This is a genomic window from Streptomyces enissocaesilis, from assembly GCF_039533765.1.
In the GTDB taxonomy this organism is placed as follows: domain Bacteria; phylum Actinomycetota; class Actinomycetes; order Streptomycetales; family Streptomycetaceae; genus Streptomyces; species Streptomyces enissocaesilis.
Genome location: NZ_BAAAUD010000113.1, coordinates 1 through 14,294, shown reverse-complemented (window position 1 = coordinate 14,294; position 14,294 = coordinate 1). Strand labels below are relative to the sequence as shown.

Below are 14,294 nucleotides of genomic sequence, written 5' to 3'. Positions count from 1 at the left end.
GCGTCATCAATCAGTGAGGAGAGCTGTCGTGAAATCCCTGCGGATCGACGTCCGTGGGGCAACACTGGGACCGGACCGATTGATACGGGGGGCGGCCATGAGCACCGCATCGAGCCGCAGGACACTCACCACAACGCAGCGAAAGAACCCTTCCATGTGCCAGCACCAACCAGCCTGCCCGACCGCCGAATCCGCCGATCGGGAAGCCGCCCGTCTCGTGGCACACCATCCGGAGCAGGGCTGGAGCCTGCTGTGCAACGGAGTTCTCGTCTTCGAGGACACCGGCGAACTCCTGCCGGACGGCCAGATCATCGCCCCGCACCGTCCGCTGGACGTCGTCAAGGCCGCGTGACTCTGCCCGTATGCCGAGTGCGCGCGTAGCCCGGCCCGTACACCGAGTACGGCCGTAGGGCGGCGGTACGACGGAGGGGCCGGCCCGGAGAAACCCTCCGGACCGGCCCCGACGCACATCGGCGCCTCTGCGCCGTCCCCGCGTCCGTCAGTTGTCGTACGCGTCCAGCGGCGGGCACGAGCAGACGAGGTTGCGGTCACCGAACGCGCCGTCGATCCGGCGCACCGGCGGCCAGTACTTGTCCGAGGCCGAGACCCCGGCCGGGAAGACCGCGGCCTCACGGCTGTACGCGTGCTCCCACGCGCCGCCCAGCGCGGCCGCCGTGTGCGGCGCGTTGCGCAGCGGGTTGTCGTCCGCGGGCCACTCGCCCGACGCCACCTTCTCGATCTCGCCGCGAATGGCGATCATCGTGTCGCAGAACCGGTCGATCTCCGCCAGGTCCTCGCTCTCGGTCGGCTCGATCATCAGCGTCCCCGCCACCGGGAACGACATGGTCGGCGCGTGGAAGCCGTAGTCGATGAGGCGCTTGGCGATGTCGTCCACGCTGACACCCGTCGCCTTCGACAGCGGCCGCAGGTCGACGATGGCCTCGTGCGCCACCAGCCCGTTGGGGCCGGTGTAGAGCACGGGGTAGTGCGGCTCCAGCCGCTTGGCGATGTAGTTCGCCGCGAGCACGGCGACCTGCGTGGCGCGCTTGAGCCCCTCCCCGCCCATCAGGCGGACGTACGCCCACGAGATCGGCAGAATGCCCGCCGAGCCCCACGGAGCGGCCGAGATGGGCCCCACGCCCGTCTCCGGACCGGCCGTCGGCTGGAGCGGGTGGTTCGGCAGGTACGGCGCCAGGTGGGCCCGTACGCCGACCGGACCGACGCCGGGGCCGCCGCCGCCGTGCGGGATGCAGAAGGTCTTGTGCAGGTTCAGGTGGGACACGTCCCCACCGAACTTGCCCGGCTTGGCGAGGCCGACCAGCGCGTTGAGGTTGGCGCCGTCGACATAGACCTGACCGCCGGCCTCGTGCACCGTCGCGCAGATGTCGGCGACGTGCTCCTCGAACACCCCGTGCGTGGAGGGGTAGGTGATCATCAGCACCGACAGCTCGTCGCGGTACTGCTCGATCCTGGCGTGCAGGTCCTCGACGTCGACCTCGCCGTCCTCGCGGGTCTTGACGACGACGACCTTCATACCGGCCATGACCGCGCTCGCCGCGTTGGTCCCGTGCGCGGACGACGGGATCAGGCACACCGTGCGCTGGTCGTCGCCGTTGGCCCGGTGGTACGCCCGTACCGCCAGCAGCCCCGCCAGCTCGCCCTGCGAACCGGCGTTCGGCTGGATCGACACCGCGTCGTACCCGGTGACCTCGGCGAGCCGCTCCTCCAGCTCCCGGATGAGCGTCAGGTACCCCTGCGCCTGCTCGACCGGCGCGAAGGGGTGGACCGCCCCGAACTCCGGCCAGGTGACCGGCTCCATCTCGGTGGTCGCGTTCAGCTTCATCGTGCAGGAGCCGAGCGGGATCATGCCGCGGTCGAGCGCGTAGTCGCGGTCGGCGAGCCTGCGCAGGTAGCGCAGCATCGCGGTCTCGGAACGGTGCTGGTGGAAGACGGGGTGCGTGAGGACCTCGTCGCTCCGCAGCAGCCCCTCGGGCAGCGCGTCGGCCGTCTTCGCGTCGAGCGCCTCGATGTCGGCGTCGACCCCGAAGGCCGACCAGACCGCGGCGACCTGCGCGCGGGCCGTCGTCTCGTCGCAGGCGAAGGAGACGTGGTCGGCATCGACCAGGTACAGGTTGACCCCGCCCTCACGGGCCGCGGCGACGACCTCGGCCGCCCTGCCCGGGACCCGCGCGGTCAGCGTGTCGAAGTACGAGCCGTGCACGACCTCGACCCCGCCGGTCCGCAGGCCCTCGGCGAGCAGCGTCGCGTACCGGTGCGTGCGGCGCGCGATGCCGCGCAGCCCGTCGGGTCCGTGGTAGACGGCGTACATGCCGGCCATGACGGCGAGCAGCACCTGCGCCGTACAGATGTTGCTGGTGGCCTTCTCCCGGCGGATGTGCTGTTCCCGCGTCTGCAGCGCCAGCCGGTACGCCTTGTTCCCGTCGGCGTCGACGGAGACACCGACGAGCCGCCCCGGCAGGCTGCGCGCGAACTTCTCGCGGACGGCCATGAACCCGGCGTGCGGGCCGCCGAAGCCCATCGGAACGCCGAAGCGCTGGGTGGTGCCCACCGCGATGTCCGCGCCGAGCTCGCCGGGCGAGGTCAGCAGCGTCAGCGCCAGCAGGTCGGCGGCGACGGTGACGACCGCACCGAGCTCGTGCGCCTGCTCGATGACGGGCTTGATGTCCCGTACGGCGCCCGAGGCGCCCGGGTACTGAAGCAGCACGCCGAAGACACCGCGCTCGGCGACCTCGGCCGGAATGCCTCCGGACAGATCCGCGACGACGACGTCGACACCGGTCGGCTCCGCGCGCGTCCGGATGACGGCCACGGTCTGCGGCAGCGCGTCGGAGTCGATCAGGAAGACGCCGTTCTTGACCTTGCCGACGCGGCGCGAGAGCGCCATGGCCTCGGCCGCCGCGGTGCTCTCGTCGAGCAGCGAGGCGCCCGAGGTCGGCAGACCGGTCAGATCGGCGACCATCGTCTGGAAGTTGAGCAGTGCCTCCAGCCGGCCCTGCGAGATCTCCGGCTGGTAGGGCGTGTACGCCGTGTACCAGGCCGGGTTCTCCATGACGTTGCGCAGGATCACCGGCGGCGTGAAGGTGCCGTAGTAGCCGAGCCCGATCATCGGGGCGAGCACCTGGTTGCGGTCCGCGAGCGCACGCAGTTCGGCCAGGACCTCGGCCTCGGTGCGGGCGTCGGGCAGCCCGAGCGCCTCGGCGCTCTTGATGACGTCCGGCACCGCGGCCGCGGTCAGCTCGTCGAGCGAGCCGTAACCGACCTGGGCGAGCATCTTGGCCTGGGCTTCGGCATCGGGCCCGATGTGGCGCTGCTCGAAGGGGATGCCACGCTCGAGCTGCGAGAGCGGAATGCGGTTTGCGGTCATCTGCGGAAGGCCTCCTGGTCTGACGCGACCTGCGAGGGCACCACGGCACGGTACCCGGACGGCCTCCCCCTCTGTCATCTCAACCTGAGAGCTTCACCGGAAGACCGTACGGACATCACTGACGTCGAAGGTCGTTCCGGCTTTCACCGTCGGTGAGGAAGGGAGCCGCGACAGGTGCTGTGCTGTTCTCCAGCACATGCCCGTCCGACGCCCGCCCTGCTTTCCAGAGTGACCTCGTCCGTGCGGTACGGGGGCCTGAGAGATTCCGGGGAGGATTTGCTCCTTCGGCGTCCCCGGCATGTTCACCGGAGACTCTCCCGCACGGGGTCAGCAGCCATTTGCCAGCCTACCAGCGAGCCTCGTCGCGGATCCCTCGAGTGGCCGAGTCCACAGTTGTGCCCTTTCGTAGGGTCTACGGAGCAGCTGCGATCAGTTGGAGGGACCGTGCAGACCGACATCGATCCGCGCAGCCTGATCGGCCGCAAGGCGTTCGACCGCAATGGCACCAAGATCGGAACGGTGGACGAGGTGTACCTCGACGACGCCACGGGGGAACCCGAATGGGCAGCCGTACGCACCGGCCTCTTCGGCCGCGACGCCTTCGTCCCCCTGGAGCCCAGCACGGTCGTGAACGACTCCCTCCGCGTCCCCTACGACCGCTCGCTGATCAAGGACGCCCCGGACTTCGGCGTCGGCCGCCACCTCTCCCCCGAGCAGGAACTCCAGCTCTACCACCACTACGGGCTCGACATCTCCTCCCCCGCCCCCGACCGGGACTTCGGCCGGCTGGCCGGTGAGGACCCCGCCTGATCCCGGGCCGCCCTCACCAGCGGGAGCGGATCCGACGGCACCAGGTCCGGATCGTCCACCTTGAAGGTCCGCACCCGCCCGGGCGCCGACGTCGGCTCCTCGAACCGCACGGTGACCCGTCCGACCCCGCTGCCCTGCACCCACCCCGCTCCGTACGCGGCGTGCCGCACGTCCTGCCCGGCCAGCCACCGGCGCTCCGGCGGCGGCTCGGGCACCGGCGCCGCCGGCACCCCGCCGCCCGGATCCGCGTCCACGGCTTCTTCCGCCGACTGCGACTGCGCCCGCTCACCGGCCGCCTGGGCGAAAAGGTCCTCCTGCGTGAAGTCGGCGAGCCCGGTGACCCCCACCCCGAGCAGCCGCACCCCGCCCGTGGTGTCCACCGACTCCAGCAGCCGTCCTGCGGCCTCCCGCACCACGGCGGGGTCGTCCGTCGGCCCCCGCAGCGTCTCGGAACGCGTCAGCGTCGAGAAGTCGTACCTGCGCACCTTGAGGACCACCGTCCTGCCCGAGCGCCCGGCCGCCCGCAACCGCTGCACACACCGGTCGGACAGCCGGACCACTTCGGCCCTGATCCTGACCCGGTCGTGCAGGTCCACCTCGAAGGTGTCCTCGACCGACACCGATTTCGCGTCCCGCTCGGCCACCACGGGCCGGTCGTCGTGCCCGACGGCCATCCGGTACAGCGAGACCCCGTGCGCCTTCCCCAGCAGCCGTACGAGCTCGTCCTCGCCCGCTTCCACCAGGTCGACGACGGCCGTCATCCCCGCCCGCCGAAGGTGCTCCCCGGTGGCAGGCCCGACCCCCGGCAGTGTCCGTACGGGCATCGGCCCCAGCAGCTCGCGTTCGGTGCCCGGTTCTATCAGCGTCAGCCCGTCCGGCTTGGCCTGCTCCGACGCGATCTTCGCGAGCATCTTGGAGCCCGCGAGCCCCACGGATCCCGTGAGCCCCGTGACCGCCCGGATGTCCGCCCGCAGCCGCTCTCCGGCCCTGCGGGCGGAGGCCGAGTCGTCGGCCACCCCGCCCGCCTCCAGATCGACGAAGGCCTCGTCGAGACTCAGCGGCTCCACCAGCGGGGAGAGCCGGCCGAGGAGCTCCATGACCTGTTCGCTCACGGAACGGTAGAGGGAGAAGCGCGGCATCAGATAGGCGGCGTTCGGGCACAGCCGACGGGCCTGGGCCACCGGCATCGCGGAATGCACCCCGAAGCGCCTGGCCTCGTACGAGGCCGTGGCGACGACCCCGCGGGTCCCGGTACCGCCGACCACCACCGGCTTTCCGCGCAGACTCGGCTTCGCCGCCTGCTCTGCGGCGGCGTAGAAGGCATCCATGTCGAGATGCAGGATGGTGGGCGCGGCTCTCACACCACCGATGCTGCCGTACGGCACTGACAATCGGCGGCCGGCAGCACGGCAGGAGGCCGGACCGCCGGTCAGACCGCCTTGTTGCGGCGCCGGGCGAGCTCGTCGGTGGGGTTGTGGCCCACGAGCGTCTCGCCCGTGTCGACGCGCTCGCCGTGCAGCTGGGACAGCGCACTCTCCACGTCCCGCCAGACCACGCCCACGGCGATCCCGAACACGCCCTGCCCGCCCTGGAGGAGTTCGACGACTTCGTCGGGCGACGAGCACTCGTACACCGTCGCGCCGTCGCTCATGAGCGTCATCCGCTCGAGATCCTGAAACCCGCGGGCCCGCAGGTGCTGGACGGCGGCACGGATGTTCTGCAGTGCGACACCGGTGTCCAGGAACCGCTTGACGATCTTGAGGACGACGACGTCGCGGAAGCTGTAGAGACGCTGCGTACCCGACCCATAAGCGGGCCGCACGCTCGGCTCGACCAGCCCCGTGCGCGCCCAGTAGTCAAGTTGCCGGTACGTGATTCCAGCCGCCGCACAGGCGGTCGGCCCCCGGTACCCGATGCTGTCCGTGCTGTCGGCCGCCGCTGTCCCGCCCATGGCCGACGTCACGCTCTGCCGCCCCGCCAGAGGGCCGACCGCACTGCCGTGAAGCGGATACGGCCCGCCCGCCACCGTACCGTCGCCGCTGCTTCTCACGCCGACCTCCGTCCTTGACCTGCCCTGTCGACGGTAGGCAGTCACCCGGGGTGCGTCAACGATCGCCACACTCGGCACGCCGAGTGATAATCACCCTGAGAGTGGTTTCCCGTGCCCCACTCCGGGGAAAGGCTACTCGAATGCGCGGACGGCCCCTGGTGCACGGCTCACTGGCTGTTGGTCCCGAAGTCCTCAGGGGAGATCTGGTCGAGGAACTCACGGAACTTCTCCACCTCGTCCTCCTGCTCGTCGGGGATCGCGATGCCTGCGTCGTCCAGCACACCGTCACTGCCGTAGATCGGCGTTCCGGTGCGCAGCGCCAGCGCTATGGCGTCCGAAGGCCTCGCACTGACCTCGACTCCACTGGCAAAGACCAGTTCAGCGTAGAAGACCCCTTCCCGCAGGTCGGTGATGCGGACTTCGGTGAGCTCCTGGCCGACCGCTTCGAGTACATCCTTGAAGAGATCATGGGTCAGCGGCCTGGCAGGGGCCATCCCCTGCTGGGCGAAGGCGATCGCGGTCGCCTCCCCCGGCCCGATCCAGATGGGGAGGTACCGATCGCCTCCCACTTCGCGCAGGAGCACGATCGGTTGGTTCGAGGGCATTTCCACCCGGACACCTACGACGTCGAGCTCGTTCACACAGCAACCCTAGGACGTGCCTGGCAGGTTTGGGTAGTCGGGCTCCCCCATGCTCAGTGCAGCCGTACGCCGAGAGCCGCCTGAATGAGGGCCGAATGGAGCCTGACGGACAACTCCGCGAGCTCCTTGGTCGTGGCCTCCGCATGCGCTCTGGTCTGCGGATTCCGGTGCCGGCGCAGTGGCGCGACGACCTGCTCGACCAGGTCGGCCTCCCGTTCCGCCGCCGCTTTCACCGATCGCAGATGCCGCGGCTCCAGACCGAACCGCCCCAGGTCGGCGACGAGCTTGGCCACCGTGACGGCGTCGGCGTCGTACCCGCCGCCCGGCAGGGACGAGATCAGACCGTACGACTCCCACTGCTCGAGCTCCTCCTCGCCGACCTCGGCCGCGGCCAGGAACTCCGCGCGGCCGATCCGCACTGTGCCCGGGCGCTCGGCCTCGCCCTCCGGCGAGCCGTCGTGCACGTCACGCGGCCCGCCGGCAGACGGGAGCTGCACCTGCTCGCCGCGCTCAAGCGCTTCGAGATGCTCGCGAATGACCTTGAGCGGAAGATAGTAATCGCGCTGCATACGCAGCACCTGGGCCAGCCGCTCGATGTCGTTCGGGCTGAATTTGCGGTAGCCGGAGGGCGTCCGCTGCGGTTCGACAAGCCCCTCGGTCTCCAGGAAACGAATCTTGGAGATGGTGACCTCGGGAAACTCGTCGCGCAACAGGTTGAGCACGGTGCCGATGCTCACCAGCCGATCGCCTGCGGTGGCGGTGCCGTCTCCGGCACCGCCCGTCAGTGTTCGCAGCATGGACCTTCCCGTACGGGTCAGATGGCCCGCTGGCTCGCGTAGAAGACCAGCCGGTACTTACCGATCTGCACCTCGTCGCCGTTCGACAGCGGAACCGAGTCGATCCGCTCGCGATTGACGTAGGTGCCGTTGAGACTGCCGACATCCGAGACGGTGAACCCGCCGTCAGCGCCCCGACGGAACTCCACGTGGCGTCGTGAGACGGTCACGTCGTCGAGGAAGATGTCGCTCTGCGGGTGCCTGCCGGCCGTGGTCAGCTCACCGTCCAGGAGGAAACGGCTGCCCGAATTCGGACCGCGTCGCACCACCAGCAGCGCCGCACCGAGCGGAAGGGCATCGACGGCCGCCTGGGCCTCGGGCGAGAGCGAGGGCAGAGCGGTCTGCCCCGTCACTTCCGCCTCGTACGCCTCGAGCCCGGAGATGGAGATCGTCGACGTCGTCTCCGAGGGACGCTCGGCGGCGGCTCCGGCCCGCAGCGGTGCCCCGCAGTTGGAACAGAAACGGCTGGCCTCGGCATTACGATGCCCGCACCTCGTACAAACCGGCAAGGCCGACATGGACGGATCCTCCTGCCGCGGCTGCCCCTCACGGGCATGGGATGCGTACGGATCGGAGGCAAACCCTCCACCCGTGCTTGAGGCTGGTGATTCCTCGAAACCTATGCGGCCAGGACCGGCGGGGTCAACGGCCGACGCGCCCCGACCACCCGAAATGTCACCATCTGGACCAGTGACCTCGTCCCGGAAGAGCGGGCGCCCACCGCCCTGCTCGTCAACTTCTCCACCACGCGGAGCACGGTGACGGGCGGTGCTGTTCGCACTGTCCTCACGTGCACTCTTGCCGAACAACTTCGCAAACAACTTCACGGGCGATTCCCCTTGACTGAAACAGACCCGCCCGTGGGGCAGGACGAACCCTGAATGAACACACCTGCCGAACCGGACATCTTCACAACGTCCGTATCCACCAAACAGTTTCCACCACGCACCATGCCTTCGGTGCGCCGACCCCCCGCAACCTGATGCCCTTGTCCCGGTGCCCCCATGCGCCCCCGCCTCACCGCGATGACGACCGAGCGTAGTCAGGCCGCTTCGCCGGTCGCAAGGCATCCACGACGATCTTCTCGGAGCGGGCGACGGCAGCGATGGCCTGCTCCTTCTCCAACGTCTGCACGACGCCGCCGGGGATGTTGAGCGCGGGCTCCAGGTCCTGCGGCTTGCCGATCACCTCGAAGCGGTACGGAGCGCCGATCTTCCGCCCGTCCACCTGGATGCCGCCGTCACTGTCGGAGAAGTACGTGTCCGCGACCACCCTGACGTCATTGACCTGGATCGCTTCCGCGCCTGCCGCCCGCAGCTCCTGGATCGCGTCCAGCAGCATGTCGGCCTCGACCATGGAGTGCGGATCCGTGATCGTCAGCGTGATCCCGGGCCCCTGCGCCGCCACCGTACCGGCCAGCACACCGAGCTGACGTTCCTTCTCCAGCGTCTGCTTACGAGCTTCTTCCGCCTGGTCCGAGCTGTTCTCCAGCTCGGTCTTCTGGTCGTCGAGCTTCTGCTTCTCATCCTCGAGCCGCTGCGTACGATCGTCCAGTTCGTCCAGGATGCGCACCAGGTCCTCCTGGCGTGCTCCCCGCAGCGCGCTGTCGTCGCTGTTCGACCTGACCTGGATCGCGAGTCCGAGCCCGAGCACGAACAGCAGCAGCGCGACGACGAGTTGCGCCCGCGTGACGCGCGGCGGCCACAGCCCCGCGATCAGCCGCTGGCGCCCGGTCGAGGGCCGCTGCGCCACCGGCTCCTGAGCCTGTGCTTCTTCTTCGCCGTGCTGGGGATTGTCTTCTGTACTCATCTGCCTCACGCCCGGAACACGTGACGGCGGATCGCCGCCGCGTTGGAGAAGATCCGGATGCCGAACACCACGACCACACCCGTGGACAGCTGCGCGCCGACGCCCAACTTGTCGCCCAAGAACACGATCAGCGCCGCCACCACGACGTTCGACAGGAAGGACACGACGAAGACCTTGTCGACAAAAATCCCGTCAAGCATGGCCCGCAGACCACCGAAGACCGCGTCGAGGGCCGCGACGACGGCAATCGGCAGATACGGCTCGACGACCGCCGGTACCTCGGGCCGGACCAACAGTCCGACCACGACTCCCACGACGAGGCCCAGTACGGCGATCACGATGTGCCCTTCCCTGTGTTGGCCACGCCCTTCCCGGCGCCCCCGGCCAGCGGCTCTGCTGTACGTACGATCAGGCTCGGCGCGGCAGGAAGCCGGACCTCCTCCTGAGCGGAAATGCTTGTCCTGATGCCGTAGTTCTCCTGCAGCACATGCAGGTACTGACCGTCGGCACTGTCCTGGAAAGCGGTACTCAACCGCTGCCCGTCCCCCACCGCCAGCACCGTGTACGGGGGCACCAGCGGTCTGTTGTCGACCAGTATGGCCTCGCCGGCGGCGCGGATCGCCGACAGGGAGGTGAGCCGCTGCCCGTTGATGGCCACAGCCTCGGCGCCCGAGGACCACAGACCATTGACGATCCTCTGCATGTCCCGGTCCCGCAGCCGGCCCGTGTCGGAGAAGCTCGTGCTCTCCCGGGGGCCCCCGCCGCCCTGGGCCGTGTCCTTGGCATCGTCCACGACAAGTTTCACACCCGGGCCCTGCACAGCCGTCGCCCCCGACAGCAGAGCCACCAGGCCACCCTGGTCACCGCCGTGTTCCTGAAGCGCCTTTCGCTGCCGCTCTCCCACATCGACCCGGAGCTTGTCGACATTCTGCTCCAGCTTGTCGGCCGCGGAGGTCTCCGCCTCGACACGGTCGATGAGCTCTTCACGTTCCTTCGCGACAACCGGTGCCGCGATCCGCGCCTGTGCGGCGCCAACGGTGACGACCAGGGCGGCCAGTACAAGGCCTGCGGCCAGCCCGAGCTTCGCGCGCAGTGTGCGTGGCATGCCCGCGCTGCCGTCGGCCTTCCTGCGGGCCGCCGCCTCCGCGTACCCGTCATCGAGGCTGTGATCCATCACATTCGTCAGCAGCGACATGGACGCGTCGGGGCGCCGAGGAGGTGGAGGAGAGGTGCTCCGATCAGGGAACTGCTGCGACATGCCGCACATCGTCGCACGTCGGAGGTGTTACCGCCGAATGGCCCCACCGGTGTGCCGGACGGGGTGGTCACACCCCGTCCGGCACACCGGTCACACCTCAGTGACCTGCGCTGTCCACGATCGCGGACCACTCGTCGAGCAACGCCTGGGCCGAATCGTCATCGGGCCCCTCGGCCCACAAATGAGTGACAGCCTCCGCCGGATCCGGCAGCACCATCACCCATCGCCCGTCCGCCTCGACCACACGCACGCCGTCGGTCGTGTCCACGAACCGGTCTCCGGCGGCCTCGACCACGCGGCGCATGACGAGACCCTTCACCGCCCACGGCGTGGCCAGATCCCGTCGCAGCACATGGGCTCGCGGTATCCGCGCGTCGATCTGGCTCAGCGTGAGCTGAGTCCTGGCCACCAGCCCGATCAGCCGCACGAAGGCGGCAGAGCCGTCAAAGACGCTGCTGAACTCCGGAACGATGAAACCACCGCGTCCGTCGCCACCGAAGATGGTCGACTCCTCACGGCCTACTCGCGTCAGGTCGTCCGGCGACGTGGTCGTCCAGTCCACCTGCGTTCCGTGGTACGCCGCGACCTGTTCAGCGATCCTCGTGGTGGTCACCGGCAGCGCGACCCGCCCGCTGCGCCGTTCAGCTGCGACCAGATCGAGCATCACCAGAAGCGCCCGGTCGTCTTCGATGATCCGCCCGCGCTCGTCGACGAGCGACAAGCGCTCACCCACCGGGTCGAACCGTACTCCGAAGGCGGCCCGCGCCGAAGCGACGATCTCACCCAACCGCACAAGACCGGAACGGCGAGAGTCTGCCGTCTCTGTCGGCCTGGACTCGTCGAGTCCAGGGTTGATGGTCAGCGCGTCGACCCCGAGCCGTCCCAGCAGGCTCGGCAGCACAAGACCGGCACTTCCGTTGGAAGCGTCGACGACGACTTTGAGCCCCGATTCGGCGATACCCGTGACGTCCAGGTTCCGCAACAGCGACCCGGTATAGGAGTCGAAGACACTGGCCGGGAAGTGCAGATCGCCGATCTCGCCGGGAAAGGCCCGCCGGTACTCCTGCCGCGCGAACACCCGGTCGAGCTTGCGCTGTCCGGCCTGCGACAGGTCCGCGCCACGCTCGTCGAAGAACATGATGTCGACGGAGTCCGGCACACCCGGAGTCGTACGGATCATGATTCCGCCGGCGCTGCCACGAGCCGTCTGCTGTCGCGCCACTGGCAGCGGCACGTTCTCCAGATCGCGTACGTCGATGGCGCTCGCCTGAAGCGCCGAGATCACCGCCCGCTTCAGCGCACGCGCACCACGCGAGTGGTCACGCGCGGTGGTGACCGTCGCCCCCTTCTTCAGCGTGGTGGCGTAGGCACCCGCGAGGCGCACCGCCAGCTCGGGGGTGATCTCCACGTTCAGGATGCCGGAGACACCGCGCGCTCCGAAGAGATGTGCCTGTCCCCGCGACTCCCAGATCACCGAGGTATTGACGAAGGCGCCGGCCTCGATGGTCTTGAACGGGTAGACCCGCACATTGCCCTGAACAATCGATTCCTCACCGACGAGGCACTCGTCCCCGATGACGGCGCCGTCCTCGATCCGCGCGGCTCGCATGATGTCGGTGTTCTTGCCGATCACACAGCCGCGCAAGTTGCTGTGCTGGCCGATGTAGACGTTGTCGTGCACGACCGCCCGATGGAGGAACGCCCCGCTCTTGACGACGACATTGGACCCCACGACCGTGTGCTCCCGGAGCTCCACGCCGGCCTCGACCTTGGCGTAGTCACCGATGTAGAGCGGCCCCCGCAACACAGCGTCCGGGTGCACTTCGGCACCTTCGGCCACCCAGACTCCGGGAGAGATCTCGAAACCGTCGAGATCCACATCGACCTTGCCCTCCAGGACATCGGCCTGGGCCTTGACGTAGCTCTCGTGCGTGCCCACGTCTTCCCAGTAGCCCTCGGCGATGTAGCCGTAGATCGGCTTGCCTTCCTTCATCAGCTGAGGGAAGACATCGCCCGACCAGTCGACAGAGACGTCCGCCTCGACATAGTCGAACACCTCGGGCTCCATGACATAAATGCCCGTATTCACGGTGTCCGAGAAGACCTGCCCCCACGTGGGCTTCTCCAGGAACCGTTCGACCTTCCCCTCCTCGTCCACGATCGTGATGCCGAACTCCAGAGGATTCGGTACCCGGGTCAGACACACCGTGACCAGTGCGCCCTTCTCCTTGTGGAACCTGATCAGGTCGGTGAGATCGAAGTCGGTGAGAGCATCACCCGAAATGACAAGGAACGCATCGTCCTTCAATGCTTCCTCGGCATTCTTCACACTGCCGGCAGTGCCGAGTGGCTTCTCCTCATTGGCATAGGTGAGCTCCATCCCAAGCTCTTCGCCGTCACCGAAGTAGTTCTTGACGAGCGAAGCCAGGAACTGCACGGTCACGACGGTCTCATTGAGCCCATGCCGCTTGAGCAGCCGCAGCACATGCTCCATGATCGGCCGATTGGCGACCGGCAGGAGCGGCTTGGGCATGCTCGAGGTCATGGGGCGAAGGCGAGTGCCCTCGCCACCAGCCATCACGACGGCCTTCATGTCGGAAAAATCCTCCTCGAACAGATGACGGTCTAACCGACTTCACCCGGCCAGGGCTGCCCGAGAGGCATCACGCACGGACAATCAGGCACTTGGGTTGCACCGTAATTGGCAGGCTCAATCGGCCGCGGTCTCCGCCTTCACCAGCCGGCGGACCTGAACCACGTAGAGGATTCCTGCCCACCAATACAGAGTTGTACCCCATCCGGCGAACGCCCATCCGAAAATAGCAGCCAGTGACGGCAGCCACCCGTTTCCGTCACTGAGAAGCAGCAACGGGAACGCGTACATGAGGTTGAAGGTAGCGGCCTTCCCCAGGAAGTTGACCTGCGGCGGCGGATAGCCGTGCTTGCGGAGGATGCCCACCATCACCAGGAGCATCAGCTCACGGGCCAAGAGGGCAGCGGTGAGCCACAGCGGCAGGATCTCTCGCCATGTGAGACCGAGCAGGGTGGAAAGGATGTACAGCCTGTCGGCGGCCGGGTCGAGCAGTCGCCCGAGACTGCTGATCTGGTTCCAACGACGGGCGAGCTTTCCGTCGAGATAATCGCTGATGCCGCTGAGCATCAACACCAGCAAGGCCCAGCCGTCACTCTTGGGCCCACCGAACACAGGCAGGAGGATCAGCCACAGAAACAACGGCACGCCAACGAGGCGAGCCATGCTGAGGATGTTCGGGATGGTGAGCACCCGGTCCGTCTGAACGCGGGTTTCCTGAACCTCCACCCGGGGCCTCCTGTGGAAACGTGCCAATGATGCCCCTGACCTTACCCGTACCCACAGTCGGCAGATGCCGAGGGGTGTGGTAGGTCCCGGAACGCAGGAAAGCCCCGCACCATGAATGGTGCGGGGCTTTCCCACAATGATTGTTCGGCGGTGTCCTACTCTCCCACAGGGTCCCCCCTGCAGTAC

At 68.2% G+C, this 14,294-nt stretch carries 13 protein-coding genes and 1 riboswitch; of the genes, 2 read left to right on the top strand and 11 right to left on the bottom strand.

Annotation, left to right across the window (positions count from 1 at the left end; genetic code table 11):
- Positions 1-154 precede the first annotated feature (154 nt).
- Positions 155-352: a DUF5999 family protein gene (locus ABD374_RS33625; protein ID WP_344500781.1), complete on the top strand. Its 198-nt coding sequence runs from the start codon at positions 155-157 to the stop codon at positions 350-352.
- 147 nt (positions 353-499) lie between these two features.
- On the opposite strand, the gene gcvP is transcribed toward ABD374_RS33625, so the two are convergent.
- Entirely contained in the window at positions 500-3,385 is a 2,886-nt protein-coding gene (gene gcvP, locus ABD374_RS33620) for an aminomethyl-transferring glycine dehydrogenase (RefSeq protein WP_344500779.1), read from the bottom strand.
- A gap of 233 nt (positions 3,386-3,618) precedes the next feature.
- Positions 3,619-3,715, bottom strand: a riboswitch (glycine riboswitch).
- 114 nt (positions 3,716-3,829) lie between these two features.
- On the opposite strand from gcvP, the gene ABD374_RS33615 reads away from it, so the two are divergent.
- A complete protein-coding gene (locus tag ABD374_RS33615) occupies positions 3,830-4,195 on the top strand; it encodes a PRC-barrel domain-containing protein (RefSeq protein ID WP_344500777.1) in 366 nt (121 codons plus the stop codon).
- Here the strand turns inward: ABD374_RS33615 and ABD374_RS33610 are convergent.
- The 10 genes from ABD374_RS33610 to clsA form a co-directional block, all read right to left on the bottom strand.
- Entirely contained in the window at positions 4,123-5,556 is a 1,434-nt protein-coding gene (locus tag ABD374_RS33610) for a DNA polymerase IV (RefSeq protein WP_344500775.1), read from the bottom strand. The two genes, ABD374_RS33615 and ABD374_RS33610, sit on opposite strands and share 73 nt — an antisense overlap.
- A gap of 68 nt (positions 5,557-5,624) precedes the next feature.
- The gene (locus tag ABD374_RS33605) at positions 5,625-6,245 is read right to left on the bottom strand and encodes a MerR family transcriptional regulator (protein WP_344500773.1); all 621 of its coding nucleotides are present in this window, start codon (positions 6,243-6,245) and stop codon (positions 5,625-5,627) included.
- A gap of 167 nt (positions 6,246-6,412) precedes the next feature.
- A complete protein-coding gene (locus ABD374_RS33600; protein ID WP_006123076.1) occupies positions 6,413-6,886 on the bottom strand; it encodes a bifunctional nuclease family protein in 474 nt (157 codons plus the stop codon).
- A gap of 53 nt (positions 6,887-6,939) precedes the next feature.
- Complete coding sequence (gene ftsR / locus ABD374_RS33595; protein ID WP_344500771.1) at positions 6,940-7,683, bottom strand: transcriptional regulator FtsR; 744 nt, start codon at positions 7,681-7,683, stop codon at positions 6,940-6,942.
- 17 nt (positions 7,684-7,700) lie between these two features.
- Positions 7,701-8,657, bottom strand: a complete 957-nt coding sequence (locus tag ABD374_RS33590) for a double zinc ribbon and FHA domain-containing protein (RefSeq protein ID WP_344500831.1) — start codon at positions 8,655-8,657, stop codon at positions 7,701-7,703.
- An 82-nt stretch (positions 8,658-8,739) separates the two neighbouring features.
- Positions 8,740-9,531 (bottom strand): DUF881 domain-containing protein, encoded by a 792-nt coding sequence (locus ABD374_RS33585; RefSeq protein ID WP_344500769.1) that lies wholly within the window; start codon positions 9,529-9,531, stop codon positions 8,740-8,742.
- Between the two features lie 5 nt (positions 9,532-9,536).
- Entirely contained in the window at positions 9,537-9,869 is a 333-nt protein-coding gene (locus ABD374_RS33580; RefSeq protein ID WP_023543062.1) for a small basic family protein, read from the bottom strand.
- Positions 9,866-10,798 (bottom strand): DUF881 domain-containing protein, encoded by a 933-nt coding sequence (locus ABD374_RS33575; protein ID WP_344500767.1) that lies wholly within the window; start codon positions 10,796-10,798, stop codon positions 9,866-9,868. Before ABD374_RS33575 ends, ABD374_RS33580 begins: the two co-directional genes overlap by 4 nt.
- An 88-nt stretch (positions 10,799-10,886) precedes the next feature.
- Positions 10,887-13,382 carry a sugar phosphate nucleotidyltransferase gene (locus ABD374_RS33570; RefSeq protein ID WP_344500766.1) on the bottom strand — a complete coding sequence of 832 codons (2,496 nt, stop codon included), beginning with the start codon at positions 13,380-13,382 and terminating at the stop codon, positions 10,887-10,889.
- Between the two features lie 117 nt (positions 13,383-13,499).
- Entirely contained in the window at positions 13,500-14,108 is a 609-nt protein-coding gene (clsA, locus tag ABD374_RS33565; protein ID WP_344500765.1) for a cardiolipin synthase ClsA, read from the bottom strand.
- Positions 14,109-14,294 lie beyond the last annotated feature (186 nt).